At 28.9% G+C, this 26,330-nt stretch carries 32 protein-coding genes and 1 tRNA gene; 11 read left to right on the top strand and 22 right to left on the bottom strand.

The annotated features are described in order from the left end of the window. Positions 1–5 precede the first annotated feature (5 nt). Positions 6–1,226 (bottom strand): argininosuccinate synthase, encoded by a 1,221-nt coding sequence (locus L8U00_RS02235; protein WP_263708378.1) that lies wholly within the window; start codon positions 1,224–1,226, stop codon positions 6–8. Between the two features lie 113 nt (positions 1,227–1,339). Here L8U00_RS02235 and L8U00_RS02230 point away from each other — a divergent pair, with 113 nt between their 5' ends. The 5 genes from L8U00_RS02230 to L8U00_RS02210 are packed head-to-tail and all read left to right on the top strand — an operon-like array spanning position 1,340 to position 4,581. After that, a complete protein-coding gene (locus L8U00_RS02230; RefSeq protein WP_039618276.1) occupies positions 1,340–1,588 on the top strand; it encodes an RNA-binding S4 domain-containing protein in 249 nt (82 codons plus the stop codon). Further along, on the top strand, positions 1,585–1,992 hold the full coding sequence (tsaE, locus tag L8U00_RS02225) for a tRNA (adenosine(37)-N6)-threonylcarbamoyltransferase complex ATPase subunit type 1 TsaE (protein WP_263702605.1): 408 nt from the start codon (positions 1,585–1,587) through the stop codon (positions 1,990–1,992). The genes L8U00_RS02230 and tsaE overlap by 4 nt, the downstream gene beginning before the upstream one ends. Beyond that, the gene (gene lptB, locus L8U00_RS02220; RefSeq protein WP_039618272.1) at positions 1,985–2,710 is read left to right on the top strand and encodes an LPS export ABC transporter ATP-binding protein; all 726 of its coding nucleotides are present in this window, start codon (positions 1,985–1,987) and stop codon (positions 2,708–2,710) included. Before tsaE ends, lptB begins: the two co-directional genes overlap by 8 nt. Next, entirely contained in the window at positions 2,710–3,957 is a 1,248-nt protein-coding gene (locus tag L8U00_RS02215) for an RNA polymerase factor sigma-54 (RefSeq protein WP_263706152.1), read from the top strand. Before lptB ends, L8U00_RS02215 begins: the two co-directional genes overlap by 1 nt. A gap of 6 nt (positions 3,958–3,963) precedes the next feature. Continuing rightward, entirely contained in the window at positions 3,964–4,581 is a 618-nt protein-coding gene (locus L8U00_RS02210) for a YggS family pyridoxal phosphate-dependent enzyme (protein ID WP_263682277.1), read from the top strand. On the opposite strand, the gene L8U00_RS02205 is transcribed toward L8U00_RS02210, so the two are convergent. The 9 genes from L8U00_RS02205 to L8U00_RS02165 all read right to left on the bottom strand — a co-directional run bounded on the left by L8U00_RS02205 (position 4,574) and on the right by L8U00_RS02165 (position 11,692). Then, positions 4,574–5,605, bottom strand: a complete 1,032-nt coding sequence (locus tag L8U00_RS02205) for a UDP-N-acetylglucosamine--N-acetylmuramyl-(pentapeptide) pyrophosphoryl-undecaprenol N-acetylglucosamine transferase (RefSeq protein WP_263708377.1) — start codon at positions 5,603–5,605, stop codon at positions 4,574–4,576. The genes L8U00_RS02210 and L8U00_RS02205 overlap by 8 nt on opposite strands. Beyond that, complete coding sequence (cysE, locus tag L8U00_RS02200) at positions 5,602–6,207, bottom strand: serine O-acetyltransferase (RefSeq protein WP_263708376.1); 606 nt, start codon at positions 6,205–6,207, stop codon at positions 5,602–5,604. Before cysE ends, L8U00_RS02205 begins: the two co-directional genes overlap by 4 nt. Then, positions 6,204–8,033: a biosynthetic arginine decarboxylase gene (speA, locus tag L8U00_RS02195; protein ID WP_039628312.1), complete on the bottom strand. Its 1,830-nt coding sequence runs from the start codon at positions 8,031–8,033 to the stop codon at positions 6,204–6,206. Before speA ends, cysE begins: the two co-directional genes overlap by 4 nt. Next, the gene (gene hisS / locus L8U00_RS02190; RefSeq protein ID WP_263708375.1) at positions 8,030–9,256 is read right to left on the bottom strand and encodes a histidine--tRNA ligase; all 1,227 of its coding nucleotides are present in this window, start codon (positions 9,254–9,256) and stop codon (positions 8,030–8,032) included. Before hisS ends, speA begins: the two co-directional genes overlap by 4 nt. Beyond that, positions 9,249–9,833: a dTMP kinase gene (tmk, locus tag L8U00_RS02185; protein ID WP_263706145.1), complete on the bottom strand. Its 585-nt coding sequence runs from the start codon at positions 9,831–9,833 to the stop codon at positions 9,249–9,251. The genes hisS and tmk overlap by 8 nt, the downstream gene beginning before the upstream one ends. Next, positions 9,824–10,306 carry a pantetheine-phosphate adenylyltransferase gene (gene coaD / locus L8U00_RS02180; RefSeq protein ID WP_263708374.1) on the bottom strand — a complete coding sequence of 161 codons (483 nt, stop codon included), beginning with the start codon at positions 10,304–10,306 and terminating at the stop codon, positions 9,824–9,826. The genes tmk and coaD overlap by 10 nt, the downstream gene beginning before the upstream one ends. After that, a complete protein-coding gene (locus tag L8U00_RS02175) occupies positions 10,303–10,881 on the bottom strand; it encodes a UbiX family flavin prenyltransferase (protein ID WP_263708373.1) in 579 nt (192 codons plus the stop codon). The genes coaD and L8U00_RS02175 overlap by 4 nt, the downstream gene beginning before the upstream one ends. Next, positions 10,878–11,546: a flagellar basal body P-ring formation chaperone FlgA gene (gene flgA, locus L8U00_RS02170; protein ID WP_263708371.1), complete on the bottom strand. Its 669-nt coding sequence runs from the start codon at positions 11,544–11,546 to the stop codon at positions 10,878–10,880. The genes L8U00_RS02175 and flgA overlap by 4 nt, the downstream gene beginning before the upstream one ends. A 71-nt stretch (positions 11,547–11,617) precedes the next feature. Beyond that, a tRNA-Gly gene (locus tag L8U00_RS02165) sits at positions 11,618–11,692 on the bottom strand. A gap of 109 nt (positions 11,693–11,801) precedes the next feature. Between L8U00_RS02165 and L8U00_RS02160 the strand changes: the two genes are divergently transcribed. Further along, on the top strand, positions 11,802–12,098 hold the full coding sequence (locus L8U00_RS02160) for an invasion antigen C (RefSeq protein ID WP_039668370.1): 297 nt from the start codon (positions 11,802–11,804) through the stop codon (positions 12,096–12,098). Between the two features lie 30 nt (positions 12,099–12,128). Here the strand turns inward: L8U00_RS02160 and L8U00_RS02155 are convergent, their stop codons facing one another. Further along, positions 12,129–13,289 (bottom strand): molybdopterin molybdotransferase MoeA, encoded by a 1,161-nt coding sequence (locus L8U00_RS02155; protein WP_263708370.1) that lies wholly within the window; start codon positions 13,287–13,289, stop codon positions 12,129–12,131. Further along, positions 13,286–14,542 carry a UDP-N-acetylglucosamine 1-carboxyvinyltransferase gene (gene murA, locus L8U00_RS02150; RefSeq protein WP_039618249.1) on the bottom strand — a complete coding sequence of 419 codons (1,257 nt, stop codon included), beginning with the start codon at positions 14,540–14,542 and terminating at the stop codon, positions 13,286–13,288. The genes L8U00_RS02155 and murA overlap by 4 nt, the downstream gene beginning before the upstream one ends. Before the next feature lie 84 nt (positions 14,543–14,626). On the opposite strand from murA, the gene L8U00_RS02145 reads away from it, so the two are divergent. Further along, positions 14,627–15,484 (top strand): DMT family transporter, encoded by an 858-nt coding sequence (locus tag L8U00_RS02145; protein ID WP_263708369.1) that lies wholly within the window; start codon positions 14,627–14,629, stop codon positions 15,482–15,484. Between the two features lie 2 nt (positions 15,485–15,486). Here L8U00_RS02145 and L8U00_RS02140 read toward each other — a convergent pair whose 3' ends face one another. The 3 genes from L8U00_RS02140 to L8U00_RS02130 are packed head-to-tail and all read right to left on the bottom strand — an operon-like array spanning position 15,487 to position 17,651. Continuing rightward, entirely contained in the window at positions 15,487–15,855 is a 369-nt protein-coding gene (locus L8U00_RS02140) for a hypothetical protein (protein WP_263663333.1), read from the bottom strand. 45 nt (positions 15,856–15,900) lie between these two features. Beyond that, positions 15,901–16,968: a tyrosine-type recombinase/integrase gene (locus tag L8U00_RS02135; RefSeq protein ID WP_263708368.1), complete on the bottom strand. Its 1,068-nt coding sequence runs from the start codon at positions 16,966–16,968 to the stop codon at positions 15,901–15,903. After that, the gene (locus L8U00_RS02130; RefSeq protein WP_263708367.1) at positions 16,968–17,651 is read right to left on the bottom strand and encodes an aspartate/glutamate racemase family protein; all 684 of its coding nucleotides are present in this window, start codon (positions 17,649–17,651) and stop codon (positions 16,968–16,970) included. The genes L8U00_RS02135 and L8U00_RS02130 overlap by 1 nt, the downstream gene beginning before the upstream one ends. Positions 17,652–17,745: 94 nt before the next feature. Between L8U00_RS02130 and L8U00_RS02125 the strand changes: the two genes are divergently transcribed. Continuing rightward, positions 17,746–17,943 (top strand): molybdenum cofactor biosynthesis protein, encoded by a 198-nt coding sequence (locus L8U00_RS02125; protein WP_263679393.1) that lies wholly within the window; start codon positions 17,746–17,748, stop codon positions 17,941–17,943. Positions 17,944–18,364: 421 nt separating this feature from the next. Here the strand turns inward: L8U00_RS02125 and L8U00_RS02120 are convergent, their stop codons facing one another. Both L8U00_RS02120 and L8U00_RS02115 read right to left on the bottom strand, forming a co-directional pair. Beyond that, entirely contained in the window at positions 18,365–18,856 is a 492-nt protein-coding gene (locus tag L8U00_RS02120; RefSeq protein WP_263676767.1) for a SixA phosphatase family protein, read from the bottom strand. Then, positions 18,853–19,383, bottom strand: a complete 531-nt coding sequence (locus L8U00_RS02115) for a rhomboid family intramembrane serine protease (RefSeq protein WP_263708366.1) — start codon at positions 19,381–19,383, stop codon at positions 18,853–18,855. Before L8U00_RS02115 ends, L8U00_RS02120 begins: the two co-directional genes overlap by 4 nt. Before the next feature lie 114 nt (positions 19,384–19,497). On the opposite strand from L8U00_RS02115, the gene L8U00_RS02110 reads away from it, so the two are divergent. Further along, entirely contained in the window at positions 19,498–19,908 is a 411-nt protein-coding gene (locus L8U00_RS02110; protein WP_263663340.1) for a PepSY-like domain-containing protein, read from the top strand. Positions 19,909–19,912: 4 nt separating this feature from the next. Here L8U00_RS02110 and L8U00_RS02105 read toward each other — a convergent pair whose 3' ends face one another. Both L8U00_RS02105 and ybeY read right to left on the bottom strand, forming a co-directional pair. Further along, a complete protein-coding gene (locus L8U00_RS02105; RefSeq protein WP_263708365.1) occupies positions 19,913–20,881 on the bottom strand; it encodes a DUF3298 and DUF4163 domain-containing protein in 969 nt (322 codons plus the stop codon). Then, positions 20,882–21,295, bottom strand: coding sequence for an rRNA maturation RNase YbeY (gene ybeY / locus L8U00_RS02100; protein WP_257404513.1), 414 nt, complete (start codon positions 21,293–21,295; stop codon positions 20,882–20,884). It lies immediately after the preceding gene. Between the two features lie 52 nt (positions 21,296–21,347). On the opposite strand from ybeY, the gene queC reads away from it, so the two are divergent. Then, positions 21,348–22,013 (top strand): 7-cyano-7-deazaguanine synthase QueC, encoded by a 666-nt coding sequence (gene queC, locus L8U00_RS02095; protein WP_263679388.1) that lies wholly within the window; start codon positions 21,348–21,350, stop codon positions 22,011–22,013. Positions 22,014–22,075: 62 nt separating this feature from the next. Then, positions 22,076–22,648, top strand: a complete 573-nt coding sequence (locus L8U00_RS02090) for a YceI family protein (RefSeq protein WP_263708364.1) — start codon at positions 22,076–22,078, stop codon at positions 22,646–22,648. A gap of 43 nt (positions 22,649–22,691) precedes the next feature. On the opposite strand, the gene L8U00_RS02085 is transcribed toward L8U00_RS02090, so the two are convergent. The 3 genes from L8U00_RS02085 to metG all read right to left on the bottom strand — a co-directional run bounded on the left by L8U00_RS02085 (position 22,692) and on the right by metG (position 26,325). Further along, positions 22,692–23,435 (bottom strand): substrate-binding domain-containing protein, encoded by a 744-nt coding sequence (locus L8U00_RS02085; protein WP_263702590.1) that lies wholly within the window; start codon positions 23,433–23,435, stop codon positions 22,692–22,694. Between the two features lie 61 nt (positions 23,436–23,496). Beyond that, a complete protein-coding gene (locus L8U00_RS02080; protein ID WP_263708363.1) occupies positions 23,497–24,438 on the bottom strand; it encodes a hypothetical protein in 942 nt (313 codons plus the stop codon). After that, positions 24,439–26,325 carry a methionine--tRNA ligase gene (gene metG, locus L8U00_RS02075; RefSeq protein ID WP_263708362.1) on the bottom strand — a complete coding sequence of 629 codons (1,887 nt, stop codon included), beginning with the start codon at positions 26,323–26,325 and terminating at the stop codon, positions 24,439–24,441. Between the last annotated feature and the right edge of the window lie 5 nt (positions 26,326–26,330).

Genomic DNA, 26,330 nt, shown 5'->3' with positions numbered 1-26,330 from the left:
CTTTTTTAAAATTTTCTTCCATTTTTACCTGCGATGATAAATCTTAAAGCATTTAATCTTATAAAACCTGCTGCATCTTTTTGATCATACACAGCATCTTCTTCAAAAGTGCAATAAGCCTCACTAAATAAGCTATCATTCGCACTTTCTCTGCCTATTACCATTACATTACCTTTATATAATTCAAGTTTAACTTTACCATTTACATATTTTTGTGACTCATCAATTAAGGCTTGAAGCATTAATCTTTCAGGTGAGAACCAATAACCATTATAAATCAAACTTGCATATTTTGGCATCAATTCATCTTTTAAATGCGCTGCTTCTCTATCAAGAGTGATGCTTTCAATAGCTCGGTGCGCTTTTAAAAGTATACTTCCACCTGGAGTTTCATAACAACCTCTACTTTTCATACCCACATAGCGATTTTCAACAATATCAAGACGACCTACACCATGTTTTGCACCAAGCTCGTTAAGTTTTGCTAAAAGCTGCGCAGGAGTCATTTTTTCTCCATTAATAGCACACAAATCACCTTTACTAAACTCAAGCTCTATCACTTCGCTTTCATTTGGAGTTTCTTTTAAATCTTTCACCCAGCGCCACATATCCGCTTCAGGTTTAGCCGCAGGATCTTCAAGCACTAAACCCTCATAAGAAATATGCAATAAATTTGCATCCATAGAATAAGGTGACTTACCTGGCTTTTTAGCTATATCAATACCATGTTTTTGTGCATAAGCTAAGAGTTTTTCACGGCTATTTAAATCCCATTCTCTCCAAGGAGCAATGATGGCTAAATTTGGATTTAGCGCCAAAGCACCTAATTCAAAACGCACTTGATCATTTCCTTTACCTGTTGCCCCATGACTAATAGCATCTGCTTTTGTTTTATTTGCTATTTCTACTAAAGCTTTTGCTATCAAAGGTCTTGCTATACTTGTACCTAGTAAATATTCTCCCTCATAAATAGCATTTGCTCTAAACATAGGAAATACATAATCTTTTACAAATTCATCTTTTAAATCTTGAATAAAAATATTTTCTTCTTTTACACCCAAAGAAAGCGCTTTTTTTCTAGCAGGCTCAAGCTCTTCACCTTGTCCAATATCTGCTGTAAAAGTTACCACTTCACATTTATACTCATCTTGTAACCATTTTAAAATTATACTTGTATCAAGTCCACCAGAATATGCTAAAACCACTTTTTTGATATCTTTTTTCATTGTCTTTCCTCTTTGTAAAAATAATTTTAAAATTTAACGAATTTAGCTTAATATAATGTAAAATATTTAGACATTTTATAACATTTTCTTGTATTTTTTGATAAAATATTTTTATGAGAATAGATAAGTTTTTAAATGTAGTTAACATTACTAAGCGTCGTGCTATTTCAGAGGATATGTGCAAAAGTGGCGTAGTAAGTATAAACAATCAAGTGGTTAAAGCTAGTAAAGAAGTAAAAATTGGCGATGAAATAAGCATTAAATTTATAGAATATACCAATATTTATAAAGTTTTAGACATACCAACAACTAAAAGTATACCAAAAGCTATGCAAGAAAAATATGTGGTAAAAATTCAATGAAAGAAATGATTTTAAGTCAAAATGAGCTTTATAAGCTTTGTGAAATTTTACCTAAAAATGGAGTTATTTTACTTCAAGGGGATTTAGCAAGCGGTAAAACCACTTTGGTGCAAAATTATGCTCAATTTCTTGGAGTAGAAAAAACGCTTAATTCTCCTACATTTTCTATCATGCAAGCATATGATTTTCAACAAGGTAAAATATATCATTACGATATTTATCAAGAAGGTTTTGATGGACTTTTAAAAAATGGCTTGATTGAAAATTTTTTTGAAGAGGGTTTGCATTTGGTAGAGTGGGGTGATGAAAAATTAAAAAAATACTTAGATAAATATCAAATTTTTAATATAATTTTACAAATCATTCCTTATGAAAATAAAAGAAAGTATATAATACATGAGTAAGCTAGAAGCTAGAAATTTAGAAAAAATCATTAAAAAAACAAAAATCATACACGATGTTTCACTAGAAGTACAAAGCGGAGAAGTTGTGGGGCTTTTAGGGCCTAACGGAGCAGGAAAAACTACAAGTTTTTATATGATATGTGGGCTTATTTTGCCAACAAGTGGACAGGTGTTTTTAGATTCACAAGATATCACAAAAGAACCGCTTAATAAAAGAGCAAAGCTTGGCATTGGGTATTTACCTCAAGAAAGTAGTGTTTTCAAAGACTTAAGCGTAGAAGAAAATTTACTTTTAGCTGCCCAAGTAATATATAAGGATAAAAATTTATTAGAACAAAAGATAGAACAAATGCTAGAATTACTTAGCATAGAACCTATTAGACACAGAAAAGGTATGAGTTTAAGTGGGGGTGAAAGAAGGCGTTGTGAGATAGCAAGATCACTTATGTGTGATCCTAAATTTTTACTTCTTGATGAACCATTTGCTGGGGTTGATCCTATCGCAGTGAGTGAAATTCAAAGCTTGATTAATGACTTAAAAGCTATGAATATAGGTGTTTTAATCACCGATCATAATGTAAGAGAAACTCTAGCAATTTGCGATAGAGCTTATGTGATTAGAAGTGGAAGGTTGCTAGCTAGTGGCAATGCTAATGAAATTGCGCATAATGAAGATGTTAAAAAATACTATCTTGGAAGTGAGTTTAGACTTGAATAATGCTTAAACAAAAAACCTCTATAACACAAAAAGCAAAACTATCACAAACCTTAAGATCTTGGCTTCCTATATTGCAAGCTAATATTGAAGATCTAAAAGAAAGCTTAGATGAATTTGCTAAAGAAAATCCTTTTATAGAGATCAAAGAAAACTCAAGCATTACAAACAATCAAAACAAGTATTATCAAGAATATTTTAGTAAAAATACCACCACGCAAATGATTGATGCAAAAAGCTTGGAAGTAAAAAATGTGTATGAACTTTTAAGCGAGCAAATCATACCACCATTTTTTCCTACTAAAAAATCCCAAACCATTGCTGAAAAAATCATAGAATGTTTAAATCATGAAGGTTATTTTGAGTATGATGAGGAAATTTTAGGTGAATTTAATCCTTTAGAAGTAGAAAAAATCAGACAAAGATTTAAATATCTTGATCCCGTTGGAGTAGGAGCAAAAGACAATCAAGAAGCTTTTATTTTTGCATTAGAGCATTTTGACTTAGATGATGAGCTTTATGAGTTTTGCAAAATGTTGATTTTAAATTTAGAAAATGCAAAAGATTTTATCAAAGATCCTTTGTATAAAAAGGCTATAGCGATAATTAAAAAAATCTCTATTCCACCTTTTTTAGAGTATTTTGAAGAGAGCATGGAAATCATTCCTGATATATTTATTTATCAAGAAAATGGTGAAATTAAAATTAAAATCAATGATGATTATTACCCTGAAATTGCTTTTGAAGCAGATGGTTTAGATCATGAGTTTTTAAGTACTTATTTAAAAGATGCTAAAAATTTAATCGATGCACTAGCTATGCGTAAAGCTACCCTTTATAAACTAGGACTTATGATTATAGAATATCAATATGATTTTTTCATGGGTGGGGATATCAAACCTATGCAACTTAAAGATTTAGCACAAGATCTTGAAAGAAATGCTTCTACTATCTCAAGGGCAATTGCAAATAAATACTTAAGTTGTGATAGAGGTTTAATACCCTTAAAGTCTTTCTTTACCACCGCAGTTGATGATGGTGAAACTTCTAATGCAACTATTAAAGATTTTCTTAGTAATTTAATTAAAAAAGAAAATCCTAAAAAACCTTTGAGTGATTTAAAAATTCTTGAACTCACTCAAAAAGAATTCCCAAGTGTACAACTAGGGCGTAGGACAATCACTAAATATCGTATGCAACTTGGCATAGGAAGCTCAAGCGAGCGTAAAAAATTATATGAATTAATGTAGGAAAAGATGAATTTAGAAAGTATTTTTGAAAAAACCATAAAACAAAATGTACGTTTAGTAGCAGCTAGCAAGTATGTTCAAGATGAGCAAATTCGAGAGCTTTTTAAGCAAGGTGTTGTAGAGTTTGGAGAAAATCAAGTCCAAGCTTTAGCTTTAAAAAAAGAAAAACTTCAAGACTTAGAAATCAAGTGGCATTTTATAGGTAATCTTCAAAGTAATAAAATCAATCTTTTAATCAAACAAAACCCATTACTTTGGCAATCTTGCAATGGCTTAAAAATCGCCAAAGCTGTAGATAAAAGACTTGATTATAAATTAGATACTTTATTAGAAATAAATACTGCCAATGAAAGTTCTAAAAGTGGCATAGAGCAAAATAAGGCCATAGAAGAGTATTTGCAAATACAAGAAGAGTGTAAAAATTTAAACCTTATAGGTATTATGTGTATAGGTTCTATGGATGAGGAAAAAGTTCAAGAAAGTTTTGAGCAAACTTTTAAAATCTATGAAAATTTACAAAAACACGGGGCAAAAATTTGCTCTATGGGTATGAGTGGGGATTTTGAACTAGCTATAAAATGTGGTTCAAATATGGTGCGTTTGGGGAGTATTTTATTTAAATAAACCCCATTTGCTTTGCTTTTTCTATCATAAAATCTGCACCATTTTCGCTTTCTAATCCTTGCAAAGCTAAAGATTTTTCTTCTAGTGAGAAATTTTCTACCAAATTTAAAAATTGATGTTTTTCTTCTTGAGTTAAAATTTCACATAAATTACGCTCTTTTAAACACAAAGCATTAAAATACTGATGATTTTTAGCCGCATATGGATAAGGAATAAAAATACAAGGAAGTAAATTTGCACTAAGCTCAAAAAGACTACTTGCACCTGATCTTGATATGGCTAAATCTGCTTTAGAAATTTTATCTATAATGTTTTTATCAAAGTCAAAAAGCTCTACATTGACATTTAAATCCTCATAAGCTTTTTTACATCTTTCATAATCATTCTTACCACATTGGTGAATGATATTTATGCCTTTTTCTTTAAAGTATAAAGCATTTTCTAAGGCAAGATCGTTTATAAATTTAGCCCCTTGAGATCCACCAAGAAAAATAATATTTTTTAATTCTTTTCTCACTCTTGCTTTTTGTGAAAAAATTTCACTAATAGGATAAGGACAAAAGAAAGTATTTGCTTTATTAACTTGATCATCAAAAGCAGTAAAAAAAGCTTTAGAAAAAGGCTTTAAAAGTGAATTTAAACTTCCCATTTTTGAATTTTGCTCATGGATTAAAAGTGGGATATTTGCCATTAAAGCACCAAAAGCACCTGGAGCACTGCTATATCCACCCACACTAAAAACTGCTTTAATATTATATTCTTTTAAAATTTGTTTTGTTTTTCTTGCAAGTTTTACAATATGCAAAAACGATTGAACCTTAGCCAAGCCTTTTTTATTAACAACGCCTTGAGAACTTAGAAAGTATTTTTTATAAAAGCCATTTTCATTTTCAAACCAAAGTCTATCTTGGCCATTTTCACTTCCTATATAAATGCATTCTACACCTTGTTTTCTTGCACTTTGCAATAAACATCTAGCTATAGCTAAATGTCCTCCTGTGCCTCCACCTGTAATTGCTATCATTTATCCTCTTTATTTAGCTTTTCTTCCAAAATAGCAAGTCTTGCTTCTAATTTAGCGATTTTTTCTTCATAATCAATCTTACCATGTTCTTTAATATAAGCAGGTATACCAATAGCTGTTAAATTTGACCCAACATCTTTTAATACAACTGCATTTGAACCTATTTTTGCATTTTTACCTATGGTAATATTGCCTAAAATTTTAGCACCAGAACCTATGATCACGCCATCTTCTATAGTAGGGTGTCTTTTGGTATTTTTATCTAAACTCGTTCCGCCCAAAGTAACACCTTGATAAATCAAAACATCATCACCTATAATAGAAGTCTCACCAATCACAACCCCACTTGCATGATCTATAAATATCCTTCTACCTAGCGTAGCTCCAGGATGCAAATCAACCCCTGTTAAAAACTGAGAAATTCCACTAATAATCCTTGCTATTTTTTTAAAACCTTTTTGGTAAAAAAAATGCGCAAAGCGATAATTTACCACTGCCCAAACACCAGGATAGTTAAAAACTAATTCCACACAAGATCTATATGCAGGATCTTTTTGCTTTGGCATAGAAAAATCTTCTTTGATTAGTTTAAAAATATTCATTTAGAACCTATGCTTTTTAAATATCCATTATCATTTAAAAATAAATAAATTTCACCCAAAATATGCTTTTTTTGATTTTCATTAACAAGTTTTGAAGCATAAATTTTTTCATTAATATTATCCATAATTGCATGAATATCATAGTCAAGATCTTCTAAGGTATCTAAAATAGATTGAGCCTCTAGCACGCTTTCTACTTCAAAACCCTTTTCATTAATACTTATACAAGCTTCGGTTGGATGTGTAAAAAGATTATGCTTCATACCAAGGACTTCTTGATAAGCTCCTACTAGGAAAAATCCTAAAAAATAATCTTCAGCTTCTACATCAATATCATGTAAAAACAAAGGATTATCTTTAGAATAAGAAATTTCTCCATCACTATCACAAGTTATATCCCATATACTTGCACTTCTTGTAGGTTTTTTATTGAGTCTATCAAGTGGCATGATAGGGAAATTTTGCTCCAAACCCCAAAAATCAGGTAAAGACTGAAATACTGAAAAATTCACTAAATATTTTTCTTGTACTTCATTTTGCAAACTCGACAAATCAGCTTGATCACCCACTAAAGAAATAGCTTTTCTCATAATCAAATGCACTAAAATTTCACTATTAGAGCGATCTTGTAAATCCACATAACCCAAATCAAACAAGGTTAAAATACTCTCCATATGATCAATACTATCATGTAAATACTCAAGCGCATTAGAAGCTTTAATGTTTTTATACAAATCATAAAGTTCATCAATAAGTTTTGGATTTTTATCTTTTAATAAAAGCTTACTTTCTGTGTATTCTTGAGAAAAAAGCTCTAAAACAGGTGCTACCAAAACAGCATGATTAGCCGCTACAAAACGCCCACTTTCTATAAAAATATCAGGCTCTAAATCTTTTTTTTGTTCTGCTATGCTTTTTAAAATAAATACAACATCGTTTGCATACTCACTTAAGGTGTAATTTCTGCTTGTTTCGTTTTTAAACTGAGAGTATTCTACTGCTAAACCCCCGCCAAGATTAATAGCTTTTAAATTTTTTGCACCCATTTTTCTAAGCTCAGTGTAGATATTACCCGCTTCATTTAAAGCTTTTTTCAAAGGATGAATTTCAGTAATTTGTGAGCCTAAATGAAAATGTATCATAGTAAATTGATCTAAAAGCTTATTAGCTTTTAAAAGATTTACCGCTTCAATAAGCTCAGTAGATGTTAAACCAAATTTTGAATTTATACCACCACTTTTTGCCCAAATTCCTACTCCAGCTGAATGCAAGCGCACTCTTAAACCTATATTTGGCTTTGGTTTAAAACGATTTTTAGCAATTTCAATCATTGCTTCAAGCTCATTAAGCCCTTCCATAGTTAAAGTGATATTATGACCCATTTCACACGCTATAAAGCCCATATTTATGAGTTCTTTATCTTTAAAACCATTGACTGTTATAGGAGCGCCTTCATTATTATAAGCCATAGCTAGTAAAAGCTCAGCCTTACTTCCTGCTTCTAAACCATAGTTATATTCTTTACCTAGATTAACTAAATTTTTTACAAAACCTGGGTATTGATTGACTTTTAAAGGATACACAGCATTAAAAGAACCTTTATAGTTAAATTCTTTTTTTGCTTTGGCAAATTTATTATAAATTTGCTCAATTTGCTTATGGATTAAATGAGGAAAACGAAGCAATAATGGCCCCTTATAACCATCATCACGCAAAGTATTTACTATATCTATAATGGCAGGTTTTTTACCATGATTTACACATACTTTGCCATTTTCGATGATAAAATTATTCGCACCCCAAATATTAATACCATAATCAATCATAACTCATTCTCCAAATTTGCTAATTTTATATTTTTATTTTCTTTACTATCTAAATTTTTATAAAAAATCTCTTCTTTTTGCATTTCATCTTCACCTATACACAAAAAGATTTTAGCATTAGCATTATCTGCTTGGTTTAAATGCTTTGCAAGTTTTTTTGCTTCATAGCTTAAATATACCTTATGTTTTTTTCTTAAAGTATTTGCTAATTTAAAAATAGTATCTATATAAGCTTCATCCATAGCACAAAGATAAATTCCTTCTCTTGGCTTTACACTTTGTTTTTGCTCTAAAATAGCCATAATCCTTTCTATACCCATAGCAAAACCCACGCCATAGCCACTTTTACCATCTAAGTATTCAATCAATCTATCATATCTTCCACCACCTGCCACAGCAGCCTTTGCACCGATTTCATCGCTAACAAACTCAAATGCACTTTTAGAATAATAATCAAGCCCACGCACTAATTTCTCATCACATTCAAACTCAACATCATTTTCTTTTAAAAGTTTTTGTAATTTTTCATAATCTTTTTTACAACATGGGCATAAATTTTCACTTAGTTTTGGTGCATTTTTGATTAAACTTTGACAATGATCATTTTTACAATCAAGCACTCTAATAGGGTTTAAATCTTTTCTTCTTAAACAATCCTCACAAAAACCTTCTTTAGAATTTAAAAAAGCTATGAGTTTTTCTTTATATACACCCATACATTCTTTACAGCCTAAAGAATTAATCTTCAAACTTGTGTGAATTTCTAAGCGTTTAAAAATTTCATTTAACATTAAAATAATACTCGCATCCTCATACACACTTGCTATACCAAAGCTTTCTACTCCAAATTGATGAAATTCACGTAATCTTCCTTTTTGTGGTCTTTCATAGCGAAACATAGAGCCATGATAAAACCATCTTTTAACACTTTGAGCCTTATCCATTTTAGCTTCTATGTATGATCTTACCACTCCAGCTGTCCCTTCAGGCCTCAAGCACACATCATTGCCTGCTTTATCAATAAATTCATACATTTCTTTGCCAACTATATCAGAGCTTTCCCCAACACTTCTTTTAAAAAGCTTAGTAAGTTCTAAATGCGGACAATTAATAAAAGTAAAACCATAGTTTTTAGCTACTTCTTCACAAGTTTTTACTACTTTTTCATAAAGAACAGCTTGGTCATCTTGTAAATCTTTCATTCCTTTTAAAGCATTAATCATCTATAAATTCCTTAATCTTTTCATGTAAATTTTCAATACTCAAAGAAGCATCTAATTTTAAAATTTTTATATCTATCTTAGTTTTTAAAAACTCTAAAGTTTCTTCTAAAGCTTTTTGTATATTTAAAAAATACTCAATCCCTCTTTTTTCAATACTATCTAAATCTTTTTTAGAAAGTCTTTGCTCAATAAGCTCTTTAGAACCATGCAAAAACACAACCTTTTGTGGAAAAACTCCACCTGTGGCAAAAGAATTTAACTCAAATAAAATATTTTGATCAAAATCACATCTTGCATAAGCCATATTAGAAATAAAACTACGATCTGAAATGATAAATTTGTTTTTATTTTGCGCTAAATGCATGTCGATTAAATTTGCTCTATCTGCTAAAAAAAGCAAAAGCTCAGCCTTTTTAGAAAATTGCATTTTACTTTCTAATAAAATTTTTCTCAAATGCACCCCAAGCTCACTTCCACCTGGTTCTTTAGTAAAAAATGCATTATGAAAATATTTTTTCAAAAGCTCTATTTGCGTGCTTTTACCCACACAATCAACCCCTTCAAAAGCTATATACAATCTCTCTCCTTTAATAAAGGTATAATTTCTTTTGGCACAAGCTTACTCACATCGCCATTATGCATACAAATTGATCTTACTATGGAGCTTGAAATAAAAGAATTTTTTAAATTTGGCATAAGATATAAAGTTTCAAAATCTTCCCAAAGCATGTGATTTGCATAACCAAGTTGTAATTCATACTCAAAATCACTCACCGCTCTTAAGCCTCTTATAATGATATTTATTTGCAAATTTTTAGCAAGATCTACTAGTAAGTTATCAAAAGTTGTAATTTTAACATTTTTTAAGTCTTTTGTAGTAATTTTTACCATTTTTTCTCTATGCTCTAAGCTAAACATAGGCTTTTTATTCTCACTTTTAGCTATGGCAACGATTACTTCTTCAAACATCTTGCTAGCTCGAATGATCACATCTAAATGTCCATTAGTGATAGGATCGAATGTCCCTGGGTATATACAACTAGCCATCATTGCCACCTTTGATATAAATTATGCTCAATATTTGCTAGATCAAGCCATTTTCCTATGATAAAATCATATAGTTTTTCCAAATTATCAATCTTAGCATAACTTGCCATTACAGGAGGAGCGATGATAACTCCATAGCTAGAAAGTTTAGCCATTTGTTCTAAATTTAAAGTAGAATAGGGCATTTCCCTTACCCCAAGTATGAGTTTTTTACGTTCTTTTAAAGCCACTCCTGCAGCTCTTGTAAGTAAAGTATCATTTATACCACAAGCAATTTTTGCCAAAGTATTAATCGAGCAAGGCGTGATAAAAGTCGTTTCTATACCAAAAGATCCGCTTGCAACGCATTGACTAATGTCTTCATTATCTAAAAAATTTACATGTTCAAGCTCAAATTTATCTTTTATGTGTTGCAAAAAGTCTATATTTTCTAAAAGAAAATTTTCTTTTGTAAAGCTTATTTTTGCATTTTTACTTATAATGGCATAAATTTGCCCTTTTTCTCTTAAATGTTTTAATAATAAAAAACCAAGTTCACAAGAACTAGCCCCGCTAATACCTACTAAAATTTTTCTCATTTTAACTCCACATAATTTTTACTAATAACTTTACCATGCACGACTTTTCCATCTTTGTTTTTAAGGCGAATTCTTTGGTTTAAATTTCCACTTTGCAAGGCTTTTAATTCTATTATCATGCTTAAATCCCCATCTTTGATAACCCCATAAACAGAATCATTTCTTTGTATAAGGGTTTTGGTTTTAAACATATTATATTTTAAAATCATATTTTCTCTTATATTGCTTTTGGCTATTAAATTTGCGATTTCATCTTTTTTTAATACACCTTGAGGAGCTTTATCAAAAGGAATTTTTAAAATTTTAAAACTAGCAGGACTTAAATTTTCATTGCGCGCAATAGGGCGTGTGGTTTGTAAAACTTCTAATTTTGCCTTTAAAAAATACTTAAAAAATATATTTTTTTTAAACTGCTCTGGAGTTTTAAATTCAGCCTTTATAAAACCATCTGCTCTATCAAAATTATGATTACCCAGCTTTAAAAAAATATATTGATTAAAATCAGCAGGCAAACTTGATTGAGTATTAAGATCTAAAGAAATGATTTCTAGTTGCGGATAATTTGTCTTAAATTCTTTAATCAAAGCTAATTTTACTTCATCAAAATTTGAAGCAAAACTTAAAGTATAGAAAAATAAAACTAGAATGATTTGCTTAAAAAACAATACAGCGACCTTTTATAAAAATATATTAATCGTATAATACATTAAAAAAGTTTGATTTTAGTTAAAAGAAGTGGAGCGGGAAACGAGATTCGAACTCGCGACCCCAACCTTGGCAAGGTTGTGCTCTACCCCTGAGCTATTCCCGCATTTTGAAAGTAGAGTGTGATTTTATCAAAACTTTATTTTATTGTCAAGTTTTTAAAATTAAGGAATGTTTTTTGCTTATAGTTATTAAATTTTAAAAAAGGAGTTCTTATGCAAGTAAATGATAAAAATAGTCCGCTAGCCCTAAATAATATGACAAAAATCAAAGAAAAAAACACATCTTCAGATGAATTTCAAGCTACACTTAATGCACTTAAAGACAAAGAAGAAAAAGAGTATAAAAAAGATAGCAACAATGCTTTTAGTAATACAGATTTAAATATAGGTTCGATTTCTAAAGATTATAGCGTATATGCTTGGGAGAAATTACGCCAAAGCAAATACCAAAAAAATGAAGAAAATATCTTAAATAATCTTTTTAAAACCTTAGATAAAGCAAGAAGTTAATCATTCAAAATAGGGTAGTGTAATACCCTATTAAATTTTTAAAACTTTAACTTCTTGATCTTTTGCTAATTTTATGTCATCAATTTGCGTGATTAAAATATGCGTGTTTTCACATAAAGGTTTTAGCATACCTGAGCCAAATTTAGCTTCACTTGGTTTAAAATACCCATCGACTAATTTTCCAAAAGCAAAATCATTTCTTTGGCCTTTGAAATTTAAATCTTTAGTCAATCTTGCTTTATCAAATTCCAAAAGTTCTTTACCATAAAGTAAATTGAGTATATTTTTTGCAAAAATATGCGTTGAAACTAAAGAAGCTAAAGGATTTCCTGGTAGAGCTAGAAAAAGCATATCGCTTTTGCTAAAAAGTTTTACATGCTTACAAAGTTTAGCATTGATTTTTTCAAAAATAGGGCTAAAATCACACTCAAGCAAAGCTTGTTTGATAAAATCAGCCTCACCCACGCTAGCCCCACCACTGCTTATAAGCATATCAAATTCTTTATTTTTTAAAAGCTTTTTATATGCATTTAAATCATCTTTTATAAGTCCTAAATACTCAACATCAGCATAATCTTGCAAAATAGCATAAATTCCAAAAGCATTTGCATTATATATGCTGTATTCATCAGCATTTTCCCAAGGTTCTACAAGCTCATCTCCACTTGAAAAAATTCCAACACGCAATTTTTTAACGACATTTAACTCATAAATTCCTTGAGCAGCAAGCATAGCTACCATACCTGAAGTGATTTTTTGCCCCTTTTTAAACAAAAGCTCTCCAAGCTTTGCTTCCTCGCCTTTAAAACGGATAGCATTGTTTTCTTTAGCATTTTTAGCATTGAGCTTTTCATCTTCAAGCAAAGCTTCTTCAAACATTAAAATAGTATTTGCATTTTGAGGAATTTTAGCTCCTGTCATAATCTTATAGCATTCATTTTTTTCTATAATATAATCATTTTTATCGCCTGCTAAAATGCTTCCTTTTATTTCTAGCAATTCATTTTTATGTGTATAATTTAATGCATAACCATCTAGGGCGGAATTATCAAAAGCAGGTAGGTTTTTTTTCACAAAAACATCTTCATATAAAATACACCCCAAAGCCTGTGTCAAATTTACTTTTTGAAATTCATTTTTTGCTTTGATTTGTTCTTTTAAAAAATCTAAAGTTGTAAAAATATCTCTCATTCTTCAAGCCTTCTTATACTTGCGCCTAGTTTTTTAAATTTTTCTTCTAAATTTTCATACCCTCTATCAAGATGATAAATTCTATGAATTTTACTTGTGCCTTTAGCTGCTAAAGCCGCTAAAATCAAAGCAGAAGATGCGCGCAAATCAGTAGCCATAACATCAGCTCCCAAAAGCTCTTTAGTGCCATTTATAGTAGCAATATGCCCGTTTAATCTTATATCAGCTCCCATTCTTAAAAGCTCACTTACATGCATAAAACGATTTTCAAATAATCTCTCATCAATAATACTTGTACCATTTGCTTTTAAAGCTAAAGCCATAAATTGTGCTTGCATATCCGTTGGAAAACCTGGATATTCGCTAGTTAAAATTTCAACTGGTTTGATTTCTTTAGCAGGATTTATACTAATACTATCTTCATTAATATCAAAGCTAAAACCCATTTGCTCTAGCTTTGCCAAAACTGCGCTAAGATGGCTTGCATTGACTTTTTTTAGAGTGATTTTTGAGTTAGTGATAGCCCCTGCACACAGATAAGTTCCTGCTTCAATACGATCAGGAATGATTTCAAAAGGTTTAAATTCTAAAAGCTCTCCACTTGTGCCATAAATTTCAAGCTCAGAAGATCCTATGCCTTGTATATCAAGCCCAGCTCTAGCTAAAACCTCACAAAGTTGCACTACTTCAGGCTCTTTAGCAACATTTAAAAGTCTAGTTTTACCATGAGCTAGAGCTGCTGCCATGATGATATTTTCACTACCTGTAACAGTGATTTTATCAAACATCACATCAGCACCCTTAAGCTCTCCACTAGCTACTACATAACCTTGTTTAATCTCAATATTAGCTCCCATTTTTTCTAAAGCTAAAAGGTGTAAATCAATAGGACGTTGGCCTATAGCACAACCTCCAGGTAAAGAAACTTCGCAATTTCCAAATCTAGCTAGTAAAGGCCCTAAGGTAAGTATAGAAGCACGCATTTTACGCACGATGTCATATTTTGCTATGGTTTTATTTAAATGTTTTGTATTTATTTTTGCAAAATTGTCTTTAAAAGTATAATTTGCTCCTAAATTTTCAAGCAAAGAAAGTAGAGTGCAAATATCTGCTACATTTGGTAAATTTGAAATTTGAACTTCATTTTTAGCTAAAATACTTGAAGCTATCAAAGGAAGTGCTGCATTTTTTGCACCGCTTATTATCACTTCTCCATTTAATTTTTCAACACCATCAATCTCTAAATAAGTCATTAATTTTCCTTAAAATATATACATAATGATATAATAATATTTTACTACAAATATTATATAAATTAATAAGATTAAAGGTGTTTTTTGGGAGTTTTTCTAGTCATACTTGGTGGGATATTTTGGGCTATAAGTGGGGTTTTGGCTGAGTATTTGTTTAAAAATCATTATTCTGCTGAATGGGTGAGTTTTTATCGTTTGCTTTTTACCGGCATTATTTTAATAATTTTGGGTGCAAAAAATTTCAAATTAAAACTACTAAAGCAAAAACAAGAACTTAGCTCTCTTTTGATTTTTTCTATCTTTGGTTTATTGATAACTCAATATGGTTATTTTAAGGCTATTTATTATACCGATGCAGGAACCGCCACGATGATACAATACAACGCACCATTAATCATAATGCTTTTTATGTGTTTTAAAAATAAAATTTTACCTAAAAAAATAGAACTAATCGCTTTATTTTTAATACTTTTTGCCTTATTTTTACTTATAACAAATGGAGATATTAACAACTTAAAACTTGATATAAGAGGTGTTATTTGGGCTTTTTTTGGAGCTCTTGGAGTGGCGTTTTATTCTTTGAGTGCTAGGCTTATCATAGCAAAATATGGCTTATTTTTAATCATGGGTTTAGCTAGTTTATTTGCTTCTTTTTTGCTTTTTGTATTATTACAAGGAAATATCCCAAAACATGATTTTTCTTTAAATTCCTTTTTGGCTATGAGCGCGATTGTATTTATAGGCACAATAGGGGCTTTTTGTTTATATTTAAAAGGAGTTGAATTAATAGGGGCTTTTAAAGCTAGTATGATAGCTTGTATAGAACCTGTGGCTGCTGCTTTTATGAGTTTTTTATTTCTAGGAACTATTTATAGTGTGATTGATCTTTTTGCTTTTGCTTTGATCATTCTTAGTGTGTTTTTAAATGCTAAAAAACATTAAAATCATTGTATACTTTGCATAGCTTGAGAAAGTATTTGCATGATTTGGCCATATATACTTTGCATTTGTGCATTTAAACTTTGAATTTGAGAATTAATCATTTGAGCTTTTTGCGGATCTTGACTTGATTGTAATTTTGCATTTAATTCTGCAATTTTAGCTTGTATCTTAGCTAACTCGCTATAAAGCTTGCTTAATTGATCTTCAGATTCACTGTTATTTTGATTATCTTTAACACTTTTTTCAAGCTCTTTCACACCTTGTGTAAACTTAAATTCTATAAAATTCTTATTCTCTTTACTTTCTTTTTCTTCTTTTTGAGTGTTTAAAATATAAGGATTAATTTTACTAGCATAATCATTTATTTGCATGATATATCCTTTCTTTAAGGATATATCGGATTTTTTTATAAAAATTTAAGTTCTATCGTGAAGTTTTTTTGCTACTTCTGCAGCTAATTTTAGTTTTTCATTGTCAAAGTGTGTGTAAATTCTTGAAGTATTTAAACTTGCATGGCCTAGTGCTTCTTGGACTAAAACTAAATCTTTTTGTTTTTTATAAAGTAGGGTAGCAAAAGTGTGTCTTAGCATATGCGCTCCGTTTTTTTGCTTGCGAATTCCTGCTTTAAATAAAATTTGTTCTACTATACGCGAAACATAAGCTTGGGTTAAGGCTTTACCATTGCGATTGACAAATAAAAGTCCATCACAAGAAAGATAATTTACCTTTACATCTTTTAAAAGATGTTCTATAAGCTCTTTTTTAATCATCACAACGCGGTATTTATTGCCTTTAGCTCTAATACGTATGATATAAAGATCATTTTCTTCGCTAATGTCTTTTAATTTTATATTAATAGCCTCGCTAACCCTAATTCCTGTAAAAATGATGATTTTAATAATCAAACGATTGCGTATAGTGTTGCTTTTAAAATCTGTATTATCAATAGCATCTAAAAATTTACTCACTTCATCTTCGTTCATATATTCAGGCAGTTTAACTCCTTTAGAACCACTTATACCTGCCCAATTTTTAAGATTAATATCAAAAATATGCGCTTTTTGATCTTCTTCATTTTGTTTATCTAAAAATGCAAAAAAATTAATCACAGCTATGCGATAATTTTTCTTACTCGCATCAGATAAAGAAGCACTAATACTTGCTAAAATTTCGACTAAAAGCTCTTCATCGATTTGTTTTAGCGAATAAAGCTTATAAAATAACAAATACTCATAAAGTTTTTTCAAAGGATTAAAATACGTATTTACACCACTAAGTCCTGCATTTCTTGCTTTTTTTACATAAGCATCAAGCTCTTGTATATTTTTAACACCCTTGCTTAAGGCTAAATTTACTACAGCCAAAGCTTGAGGGTCTTTTAATTCCTTATTTGATAAAGAATTAAGCTTAAATTTCACATATCTACAAAGCCAAAATAAAAAGGACTTTTCAAAATTTTCTTCACAATCTAGAGGATATTTCATCACTCATTCTCCAAGGCTTTCAAAGTAGCCATTTTTGCATGAATATAAGCACTATCAAATAGCTTTTTAGAGCTTTCTTTTACAATTAAACCAAGTTCAGTACAACCCAAAATTACTCCTTGAACCTCCGGAAATTGAGTAATCAAATCATCTAAATATTTTTTTGAGTCTTTATTTATAATACCTTTGCAAAGCTCATTAAAAATAATATCATTAAGCTTTAAAATATCATCATTTTTGGGAATAAAAACTTCGATCTTTGAGTTAATTAAAAGTTGTTTATAAAAATCTTCTTGCATAGTGTATTTTGTCCCTAACAACAATACTTTATTGATATTTTGCTCTTGAAGCTCTAAAAGCATAGCTTTAGCTATATGTAATATAGGAATTTGAATGTTTTTTTGTATATTCTCATAACATTTATGCATAGTATTAGTACAAATTAATATAAAATCAACTCCGCATTTTTGCAAAAGTAGGGCATGTTGGGTTAAAATTTCACTTGCTTTTTGCCAATCATTCTTGCGTTGACATTCTTCTATTTCTTCAAAATCAACGCTAGTTAAAACTATCTTAGCGCTGTGTAATTTTCCTAATTTTTCATTTGTTAATTTATTGATTATTTCATAATAGCTAAGTGTGCTTTCATAACTCATTCCACCTATTAAACCTATGGTTTTCAAACTTTTTTTCCTTTAAAATTAATATAAAAATTATAAAAAAATCTTACTTAAAAAATATCAAGCTATAATTATAAAAACAAAATAGGGTGATAATATGTTTTTTAAGAAAAAAACCGCGCAAAAGCAAGCAAACCAAAGCAATACCTCAAAACAAAATAATACTTCAAATGACTTTGCACAAGAAAAAAGACTTTATGAATTTAGAGAAAATATGAAAAAACTTAGCAAAGATGAAAATAGTGCCAAACTTTTAGCAAGACAACTTTCAAGATTAATCCAAAAATCCAAATAAAACCAAAAATTCCATACAAGCTAAACTTTTATATTTATTTTCCTTTTTACTCATCATTTTAGCTTTTTTAGTCTATAAAAATATTTTAACTTAAACTTAATATATATGTAAAATTATATGATAAATAGTAAAATCTTGAAATTATATATATTTTGTATTGAAAACTATAATTTTCAAACTTTTATATTTATCTGTTCTTTCATAAGTAAAATATATTTTAAAATACCTATATTATAGTATTTTAAAGCATTTTAATTTTTGAGTGAACATAACTTATCCATAAAAAAATAAGTATAATTTTTTGAAAAATATTATAAGTTATTTTATGTAGCTATGAAAGACTAAAGATGTATATTTTTTATTTCAACTAAATTTTAGTTTGTATTTTTACTTAAATAAAATTGAAGTTTAAAAATGTAGATTAGTTATTTTCTTGACTTTTAGGATAATCAAAAAACACAACTTCCCCGCTGTGTTCTTTTATATCTTTAAATTCTTTTATATCAAATTGCATACATAAAATAGCAGAAGTTGGAAAGTTTTCTAAATCTATATGAGCTAAATATTCACAAAGTTCTTGCAATAAAGGATTATGCATAATTAGCACTACCCTACTCTCTTTTAATTCTTTTATAAAATTTAATACATCTTCTAAATTACCATCATAAAAGTTTTTTTCTATCTTGATATCTTTTTCTTTTAAAGAAAAGCTTTTACAAAGTTTTTGCGCTGTTTTTATACAACGCCTAGCAGGACTTGAAATAATGCTTTGAGCTTTAAATTCTAAATCTTTAATCCTATAAATCATAGTTTTTAAATCATCTTTTCCACTAGAACTAAGCTCTCGTTGTAAATCTTGATCGTAGTTTTCTTTTTGAGCCTTAGCATGACGGATAAAATAAATATATTTCATCTTATAACCTTAAATTTACCCAAAACATATCCGCATATAAAGCCAAAAATATGTGCATACCAAGCTATATTTACACCCATAAAAATAGGTACAAAACTCATTAATAATATAGCTACGATAAGCCCTTTAGTAGCAGTTTTATCCAAATATGCATAATATCCCATTAAAACACATATAGCACCACTTGCGCCCACTACGTTTACAAAACTACCATCAAAACTTAAATACACATAAAAAACACTAAGCAAAGAGCAAAGAATTCCGCCAATTAAATAAAGCAAAGCAAATTTAAAGCTTTTTAAGTATTTTTCCAGCATAGAGCCAAATTGAAAAAGTACTATCATATTTAAAATCAAATGAGGCCAATTTCCATGCATAAACATTGAGCTTAGAATTTGCCAGTAAAATCCTTGGAAGAAAAATAAATTTAAACCTAAAATAGCATCTAAATTTAAGGATCCAAAATAAAAATAATTCACAAAGACAAATATCACAATATTTAAAGCGATTAAAAAAGAAGCTATCATTACCCTACTTTGTATTTTTAATAATTATAACAAAAAGCTATTTAAATTCTAGCTTACACATAAAATTCACACTAATAAGATACAATATCGTCAAAAAATAAAATAAGGTTAAAAATGAAAAAACTAGCTTTTGCTTTTTTGATCACTCTAAATACCCTTAATGCAGGTATAGTTATAGCACCTGATTCTTTACCGGTAAATATCAAACAATTTATCAAAGATTATTTTAATGCAGAAATAGGCCTAGTAGAACAAGATGGTTATTCTTATGAGATTTATTTAAGTGATGGAAGTGAGATTGAGTTTTCGCTTAATGGAGAATTTAAAGAGGCTGAAAATTTCAGCTCGTTAAATTATGCGATTTTACCTTTAACAATACAAAATACCATCAAAAATATCTACCCTAATACAGCAATCATAGAAATAGAAAGAAAAATTTCTTATTATAAAATCAAACTAAACAATCAAATGAAGCTTTACATAGACGATAATGGAACAATTTTAAGACAAAAATTTGATGATTAAATGCTTATTTGATTTTACTCAAATAAGCAAGTTTTGAATTTTTCTTCCAAAAAGGTTTTAATTCATCAAAACTTATAAAAACTTCAACTGCTCCTGTTGAATATGGAGCTATCTCATAAGGTTCCCATATAAAATTTAATCCATCTTTTCTTACTTCAAAAATTTCACTCATTTTAAGTTCTTTAATATCAAATAATTCATTTTCACTGTATAAACTTAAAATCTTTTGCTTAATCATATTCTGAAAATCTTCACTTTCTATTTTTAACTCATTTTTTATATTTATAAGTTTCATATCATCAATACTATAAGTTTTTCTTAAAAAATTAGTCATACCATGAGCACCACCTTTATATTCATAAATATTTTTTCCTAAAGAGATAATATGCTCATCTTGGTAAAACATATAAGCTTGAGAAAAAAACTCATTATTAGAAATGTTTTCTTTACTCCATTTTTCAAAGCTTTCTTTTGCTTTTTGTTTTAATGAATTTTTATCTAAATTCTCATTAAAGTCATCAATAATTTTATTTAATTTTTCGTTTTTACTTGTTAATTTTAAAATATCCTCACTAAAGTCAAATTCTATAGTTTTATTAGCATCTAGTTGTTTTTGTTCTTTAAGTGATAGCTGATTAATCATCGTATTTGTCTTGCTGGCTAAAAAACTAAATTCTTTTTTTACTTCATCTATTTTACATAAAGCATCAAATTTATTTTTATGCATATCTTTTAAAACGCAAGTTCCAAAATCTGCTATATCTATATAATACTCATCATTCTTAGCACTACCCCAAAAACTATATTGTTTTTGTTTTGTTTGGACAAAACCATAACTAGTGTTACTTTTAATGGAACTATATAAGTGAATATCAAATTCCTTTCCTTCTAAAATATTTAATGTAAATGTATTTTCATTATATGCATATAAACTCACACATAAACCTAAATTTAATATTATTTTTTTAATCATTCAATCCCCTTCTTGTGTTCTTATAATTAAACTTTTTGGTAGTTTAAAATACTCAATCCATTCTTGTTCTTTTTGTCTCATTTGTCCTTGATCTACCTCATGATCATAACCTTGCAAATGAAGCATAGCATGTATAAAAAGTAATGCCATTTCTTCTTCATTGCTGTGTTTATATTCCATTGCTTTTTTACTTACTTCATCTAAATTTATCACAATACTACCAAGCAAATTTTCACAATTTTGCACTAAAGGAAAAGACAAAACATCTGTAGTTTTATCTACTCCTCTTTGGTTAAGATTAATTTCATGCATGGTTTTTTCATCTACCAAAACAAGTTCTATATTTTGATCACTCATTTTTTGAGCAATTTTTTCAAGAAAAGAAATATCCATTTCTTCTTCGCAAAAAATCATTATTATCCTTTTGATTTTATAATTTCAAATTATATCAAAATTAAGGAAAAGTATGAAAAAAGCTCTTTGTATTATAAGTGGTGGTATGGATAGTACTTTATGTGCGTATTTAGCCAAAAAAGAAGGATATGAAATCATTGCTTTGCATTTTGATTACAATCAACGCACCATGCTTAAAGAAAGAGAATGTTTTAATAAAATTTGTGAAAAACTTAACATAAAAACAAAATATATTTTAGATGTTTCATTTATAGCAAATATTGGTGGTAATTCTTTAACGGATTTAAATTTAGAAATTCCCAAAGAAAAGCTACACGAAAAAGAAGTTCCAAATACTTATGTTCCTTTTAGAAATGGTATTTTTTTATCTATTGCAGGAGCCATAGCTGAAAAAGAAAAATGCGAAAGTATTTTCATAGGAGTAGTACAAGAAGATAGTAGTGGTTATCCTGATTGTAGTGCAAATTTCATACAAAAAGCAAGTGAGTTTATCAATGAAGGCACAACAAAAACTTGTAATGTTACAATTAAAACCCCATTAGTTCATCTAAGCAAAGGACAAATAGTTGAATTAGCTTTAAAAGAAAAGGTAGCCTTAGAATACACTTGGTCTTGCTATGAAAGAGAAGATAAAGCTTGTGGCAAATGTGATAGTTGTTTATTAAGATTAAAAGGCTTTAAAGAAGCCCATATGAAAGATTTTATAGAGTACATTTAAAATTTACTTTCATTTTATTTTTGTTTGTATAATAGATTTTACAAATTAAAAAAGGAGAATTAATGAAAAAAATACTACTTGGTTCATTTTTAGCTGCTTCAATTTTAGCAAGCAATGCTTTAAGTAAAGAATTTATTCTAGATAAAGCTCATACAAATGTAGCTTTTAAAATCAAGCATTTGCAAATTAGTAATGTAAATGGAAATTTTAAAGATTATGATGCAGTGGTTGATTTTGATAGTACTAAATTTGAATTTAATAAACTTCAAGCAAATGTAAAAGTTGCTTCTATAAATACTGAAAATAAAGCAAGAGATACCCATTTACAACAAGATGATTTTTTCAAAGCAAAAACTCACCCAAACATCACTTTTACTATGAGCAAATATGAAAAAATTTCTAATGAAAAAGGTAAGATGTATGGCTCTTTAAATATTGCTGGTGTAAGTAAAGATATTGTTTTAGATACTGAAATTGGTGGGGTTATTAAAACAGATAGTGGTAAAGAAAAGGCAGGATTTACTTTACAAGGACAAATTAAAAGAAGTGATTTTAAATTTGCTCCAGATACCTCTAGCTTAACACTTAGCGATGAAGTACAAATTAGCATCGAAGCAGAAATTAACGAAAAATAATTTAAAAAGCATTTTACAATAAAGTAAAATGCTTTAACTTAATTTATTTAGCTAACCAACCTTCTTTTTCCCATACTTTTTGCGCTTCTTTGCTTTGTGTAAATTCTATAAATTCAGTTACTTTTGGATTTTTTAAACCTTTTTGTGTTGGTACTATTTCAGCAGCTCTATAAATAATTGAGTTTTTATCTGCTTTTATAAATTTATTTTCTTTCTCACCAACTGCTTTAATCCAATGTGTCCAAATGATTAAAGCATCGATATTTGGATTATTTTTCCACTCATCAACTGCTGCTTTTGAATTCTTAGCATACACTTTGATGTTTTTTCTAAGTTTTTCTAGATTTTCGATTTTTCCTGTTTTTAAAGCCATATCTTCATACAAGCCAACCTGCCCTGCTCCATCAACTACCATAACATTAACACCATCTTTTAAAAGGTCTTCAAATTTTTTAATTTTTTTAGGGTTATTAGCTCTTACTATCATACCTGAACCTCTAGCATTTAAAACTTGAACATCTTGTATTTTGATTTGTTTTGACATAGCTTTAACAAATCCATCCATCATAGATGTGTTACCAGAATAAATGATATCAGCATCCATTTTAGCTTGTTTGATCCATTTAGGTGTTGGCCCTGCATTAACGATAACTTTTTCTCCGCTTTTTGCTTCAAATTGTTTAGCAAGTTCTTTTAAAACAGGAGCTGGACCGCCTGGGCCATAAACTAAAATTTCAGCATTCAATGCAGCTGCAGCAAATAAACTTAAAAATAAAAATTTTTTCATATTTTTCCTTTAAATTAATAAAATAAAATTAGAAATATAGCTTTTTAAAGTATATATTTTTTTAATCAAATAAATTAATATTTTTTTCATAGACAAAAAAACATTCTAAAAAGTCTTCTATGTTTTCTTTTATCAAGCAATATCTAAAGTCAAGAAAATTTTTTAATTCTTTTAAATTTGTATAAGAAAAATCACAAAATAAAGAATTTTTTAATGCGGTTTTAAAACCCTTAGTGTCTTGAAGTTTTTGTGCTATAAAGTCAAAATCCTCATCATTTTCCACGAGTAAAATCACCCTAGAGCTACCTCCAAAAGCACAAATTTCATTTTTTGAGTTTAAAAAATAGGCTTTAAAAAGTTCTAATTTTTTATCATTAAAACTAAAGGGTAATTTTTGACTTTCTATAAATTCAATAAAACTAGCAAAAATATCTGCATAAAAAAATGCAAATTTTAAATCTTTAAAATACAAATTTTTACAAAGCAAACTCGTTTGAAATAAAGATTTTGAGCCTAAAATTTCATATTTACAAGCTTTTAATGTATGAAAATTTGATTTTAATTTTAAAATAAATTTTTCATCATCAGAACAAAAGAAAGTTTTTTCTTTAGAATTTTTTAAAAGATCAAAATCTAATAAAATATTTGAATTTAAGGCTTTAAAATTAAAGGCTTTTGAAAATTTTAATTCTATATGATTACAACATATAAATTCATAAGATTTTTCTTCGCATAAAAATCTAAAAAGCCTAAAAATAGCTTCTTCAAGATCATCAACTTGAAGATAAAACACATCTTTATCTTCAAGATTTAATTTCTCCTCGCTCACTATAACATAAGCTCCAAGTTTTATAGCAAAACTAGCTTGTTCATTATTCTTAGCAAAAAATACACTTGCTTGTTTGACTTTGTTTAAATCTATACTAAAATCATAAACACTAGAAGTTGCTCCATAGTTTAAAACTTGGGCATTAACAAGCTCAATAAAATTAGAAATATTCATCTAGCCTATTAAAGCTCCATTTTCTATAAAACTTTGTGGGCTAATTAAAACTAATTTACCATTTTTTTCTGCACTTAAAATCATACCTTGGCTTTCATGGCCAAAAATTTTAGCTTTTTTTAGATTGGTAATGACACAAACTTGCTTACCTATTAACTCACTAGCTTTATAAAATTTAGCAATACCCGAAAGCACTTGTCTTAGTTCGCCATTTTCAAGTTCAAGTTGAAATTTTAAAAGCTTTTCACTGCCCTCTATATTTTGACAATCTTTTACTAATGCTACTTTAATTTCAATTTTTTTAAAATCATCAATTTTAATTTGAGCTAAACTTGGCTTCTCTTCTACTTTTTCTTCTTTTTTGTTTTCTTGTGTTAATTCAACTTTTGGAAATAAAGCTTCACATGCACTTGATTTTAAATTGCATAATTGATTATTTAAAATTAGTTTTTGATAGTTTTCGTTTGAAATTTCAAAATTTAAAGCTTTGGCAATTTTTAAAGCTGTTTTTGGCATAGCAGCTGAAAGTAAAATAGTAACTTTTGTTAAAATATTAGCACATAAAGCCACTAAGGCATTAGCTTTTTGCATTTGATCATTTTTAATTAAATTCCAAGGCTCATACTTACTAATACTTAAATTTGCTAAAGATAAAGCCTTAAAAAGCTCTTCTAAATAGCGATTTGGCTGGATATTTTCTAAAGCATTGATTGCATTATCTAAATACTCTTTACATTCATTTAATTCTTGATTAAAATACAAATTCACATCTTTGCAATCAATAATATTTTGAGAATACTTAGCACTCATACCGATAATTCTATTTAATAAATTTCCAAGCTCATTGCTTAATTCTGCATTTATTCTCGTGATTAATGCTTTTTGTGAAAAATCCCCATCATTGCCAAAAGGAACTTCTCTGAGTAAAAAATATCTAAAAGCTTCTAAACCAAAAGTATCTGCTACTTCTTTAGGTGCTACTACATTGCCTTTAGATTTGCTCATTTTTTCACCATCTTTGGTCCACCAGCCATGCGCTGCTACAAATTTAGGCAAAGGGAGTTCTAAACTCATCAAAAACGCAGGCCAATACACTGCATGAAAACGCAAGATATCCTTACCTACAAAATGAATATGAGCAGGCCATAGATCCATATTTTTATCATCAAGTCCATAACCCAAAGCACTCACATAATTCATCAAAGCATCAAGCCAAACATATACCACATGTTTTTCATCATTTAGTTCTTTTGGAAGCTTTATACCCCATTCAAAACTCGTTCTTGTAATAGAAAGATCTTTTAAACCACTTTCTACAAAGTGGATTAATTCATTAGCCTTATTTTTAGGTAAAATCGGCTCTTTTTCTTTATACCATTTAAGAATTTGATCTTGATATTTAGAAAGCTTGAAAAAATAACTTTCTTCTTTTAAAAGCTGTGTTTTTTTACCACAATCTGGACAATGACACTCATTTACAAGCTGAGTTTGGGTAAAATAACTCTCACAAGAAACACAATAAAAGCCTTCATAAGTTCCTTTATAAATATCACCTTTATCAAACATTTTTTTAAATGCTTTTTGCACACTTAATTTGTGATTTTCATCTGTAGTTCTAATGAAATAATCATAAGAAATTTCAAACTCATCCCAAAGTTTTTTGAACTTAGAACTAATTTCATCTGCATATTCTTTAGGGGTAAAATTTCTAGCACTAGCAGCTTGCTCTATCTTTTGGCCATGTTCATCTGTACCTGTTAAAAAGAATGTTTTTTCTCCTTGCAAGCGATAAAATCTAGCCAAAGTATCTGCTATAATCGTAGTGTAAGCATGACCTATGTGTGCTACATCATTTACATAATATATCGGAGTAGTAATATAACGCATTTTAA

Origin of the sequence: Campylobacter sp. IFREMER_LSEM_CL2256 (assembly GCF_025771645.1) — a bacterium.
Classification (GTDB): Bacteria; Campylobacterota; Campylobacteria; order Campylobacterales; family Campylobacteraceae; genus Campylobacter_D.
Note: the sequence above shows the minus strand (reverse complement) of the source record. Positions and strands in the feature narration are given on the sequence as shown.

What these genes read in the sequence shown, in the direction of transcription:
- L8U00_RS02235 (WP_263708378.1), bottom strand. Translation starts at nt 1,226, where the DNA reads ATGAAAAAAGATATCAAAAAAGTGGTTTTAGCATATTCTGGTGGACTT.
- L8U00_RS02230 (WP_039618276.1), top strand. Translation starts at nt 1,340, where the DNA reads ATGAGAATAGATAAGTTTTTAAATGTAGTTAACATTACTAAGCGTCGT.
- tsaE (WP_263702605.1), top strand. Translation starts at nt 1,585, where the DNA reads ATGAAAGAAATGATTTTAAGTCAAAATGAGCTTTATAAGCTTTGTGAA.
- lptB (WP_039618272.1), top strand. Translation starts at nt 1,985, where the DNA reads ATGAGTAAGCTAGAAGCTAGAAATTTAGAAAAAATCATTAAAAAAACA.
- L8U00_RS02215 (WP_263706152.1), top strand. Translation starts at nt 2,710, where the DNA reads ATGCTTAAACAAAAAACCTCTATAACACAAAAAGCAAAACTATCACAA.
- L8U00_RS02210 (WP_263682277.1), top strand. Translation starts at nt 3,964, where the DNA reads ATGAATTTAGAAAGTATTTTTGAAAAAACCATAAAACAAAATGTACGT.
- L8U00_RS02205 (WP_263708377.1), bottom strand. Translation starts at nt 5,605, where the DNA reads ATGATAGCAATTACAGGTGGAGGCACAGGAGGACATTTAGCTATAGCT.
- cysE (WP_263708376.1), bottom strand. Translation starts at nt 6,207, where the DNA reads ATGAATATTTTTAAACTAATCAAAGAAGATTTTTCTATGCCAAAGCAA.
- speA (WP_039628312.1), bottom strand. Translation starts at nt 8,033, where the DNA reads ATGATTGATTATGGTATTAATATTTGGGGTGCGAATAATTTTATCATC.
- hisS (WP_263708375.1), bottom strand. Translation starts at nt 9,256, where the DNA reads ATGATTAATGCTTTAAAAGGAATGAAAGATTTACAAGATGACCAAGCT.
- coaD (WP_263708374.1), bottom strand. Translation starts at nt 10,306, where the DNA reads ATGATGGCTAGTTGTATATACCCAGGGACATTCGATCCTATCACTAAT.
- L8U00_RS02175 (WP_263708373.1), bottom strand. Translation starts at nt 10,881, where the DNA reads ATGAGAAAAATTTTAGTAGGTATTAGCGGGGCTAGTTCTTGTGAACTT.
- L8U00_RS02160 (WP_039668370.1), top strand. Translation starts at nt 11,802, where the DNA reads ATGCAAGTAAATGATAAAAATAGTCCGCTAGCCCTAAATAATATGACA.
- L8U00_RS02155 (WP_263708370.1), bottom strand. Translation starts at nt 13,289, where the DNA reads ATGAGAGATATTTTTACAACTTTAGATTTTTTAAAAGAACAAATCAAA.
- murA (WP_039618249.1), bottom strand. Translation starts at nt 14,542, where the DNA reads ATGACTTATTTAGAGATTGATGGTGTTGAAAAATTAAATGGAGAAGTG.
- L8U00_RS02140 (WP_263663333.1), bottom strand. Translation starts at nt 15,855, where the DNA reads ATGCAAATAAATGATTATGCTAGTAAAATTAATCCTTATATTTTAAAC.
- L8U00_RS02135 (WP_263708368.1), bottom strand. Translation starts at nt 16,968, where the DNA reads ATGAAATATCCTCTAGATTGTGAAGAAAATTTTGAAAAGTCCTTTTTA.
- L8U00_RS02125 (WP_263679393.1), top strand. Translation starts at nt 17,746, where the DNA reads ATGTTTTTTAAGAAAAAAACCGCGCAAAAGCAAGCAAACCAAAGCAAT.
- L8U00_RS02120 (WP_263676767.1), bottom strand. Translation starts at nt 18,856, where the DNA reads ATGAAATATATTTATTTTATCCGTCATGCTAAGGCTCAAAAAGAAAAC.
- L8U00_RS02115 (WP_263708366.1), bottom strand. Translation starts at nt 19,383, where the DNA reads ATGATAGCTTCTTTTTTAATCGCTTTAAATATTGTGATATTTGTCTTT.
- L8U00_RS02110 (WP_263663340.1), top strand. Translation starts at nt 19,498, where the DNA reads ATGAAAAAACTAGCTTTTGCTTTTTTGATCACTCTAAATACCCTTAAT.
- L8U00_RS02105 (WP_263708365.1), bottom strand. Translation starts at nt 20,881, where the DNA reads ATGATTAAAAAAATAATATTAAATTTAGGTTTATGTGTGAGTTTATAT.
- ybeY (WP_257404513.1), bottom strand. Translation starts at nt 21,295, where the DNA reads ATGATTTTTTGCGAAGAAGAAATGGATATTTCTTTTCTTGAAAAAATT.
- queC (WP_263679388.1), top strand. Translation starts at nt 21,348, where the DNA reads ATGAAAAAAGCTCTTTGTATTATAAGTGGTGGTATGGATAGTACTTTA.
- L8U00_RS02090 (WP_263708364.1), top strand. Translation starts at nt 22,076, where the DNA reads ATGAAAAAAATACTACTTGGTTCATTTTTAGCTGCTTCAATTTTAGCA.
- L8U00_RS02085 (WP_263702590.1), bottom strand. Translation starts at nt 23,435, where the DNA reads ATGAAAAAATTTTTATTTTTAAGTTTATTTGCTGCAGCTGCATTGAAT.
- L8U00_RS02080 (WP_263708363.1), bottom strand. Translation starts at nt 24,438, where the DNA reads ATGAATATTTCTAATTTTATTGAGCTTGTTAATGCCCAAGTTTTAAAC.
- metG (WP_263708362.1), bottom strand. Translation starts at nt 26,325, where the DNA reads ATGCGTTATATTACTACTCCGATATATTATGTAAATGATGTAGCACAC.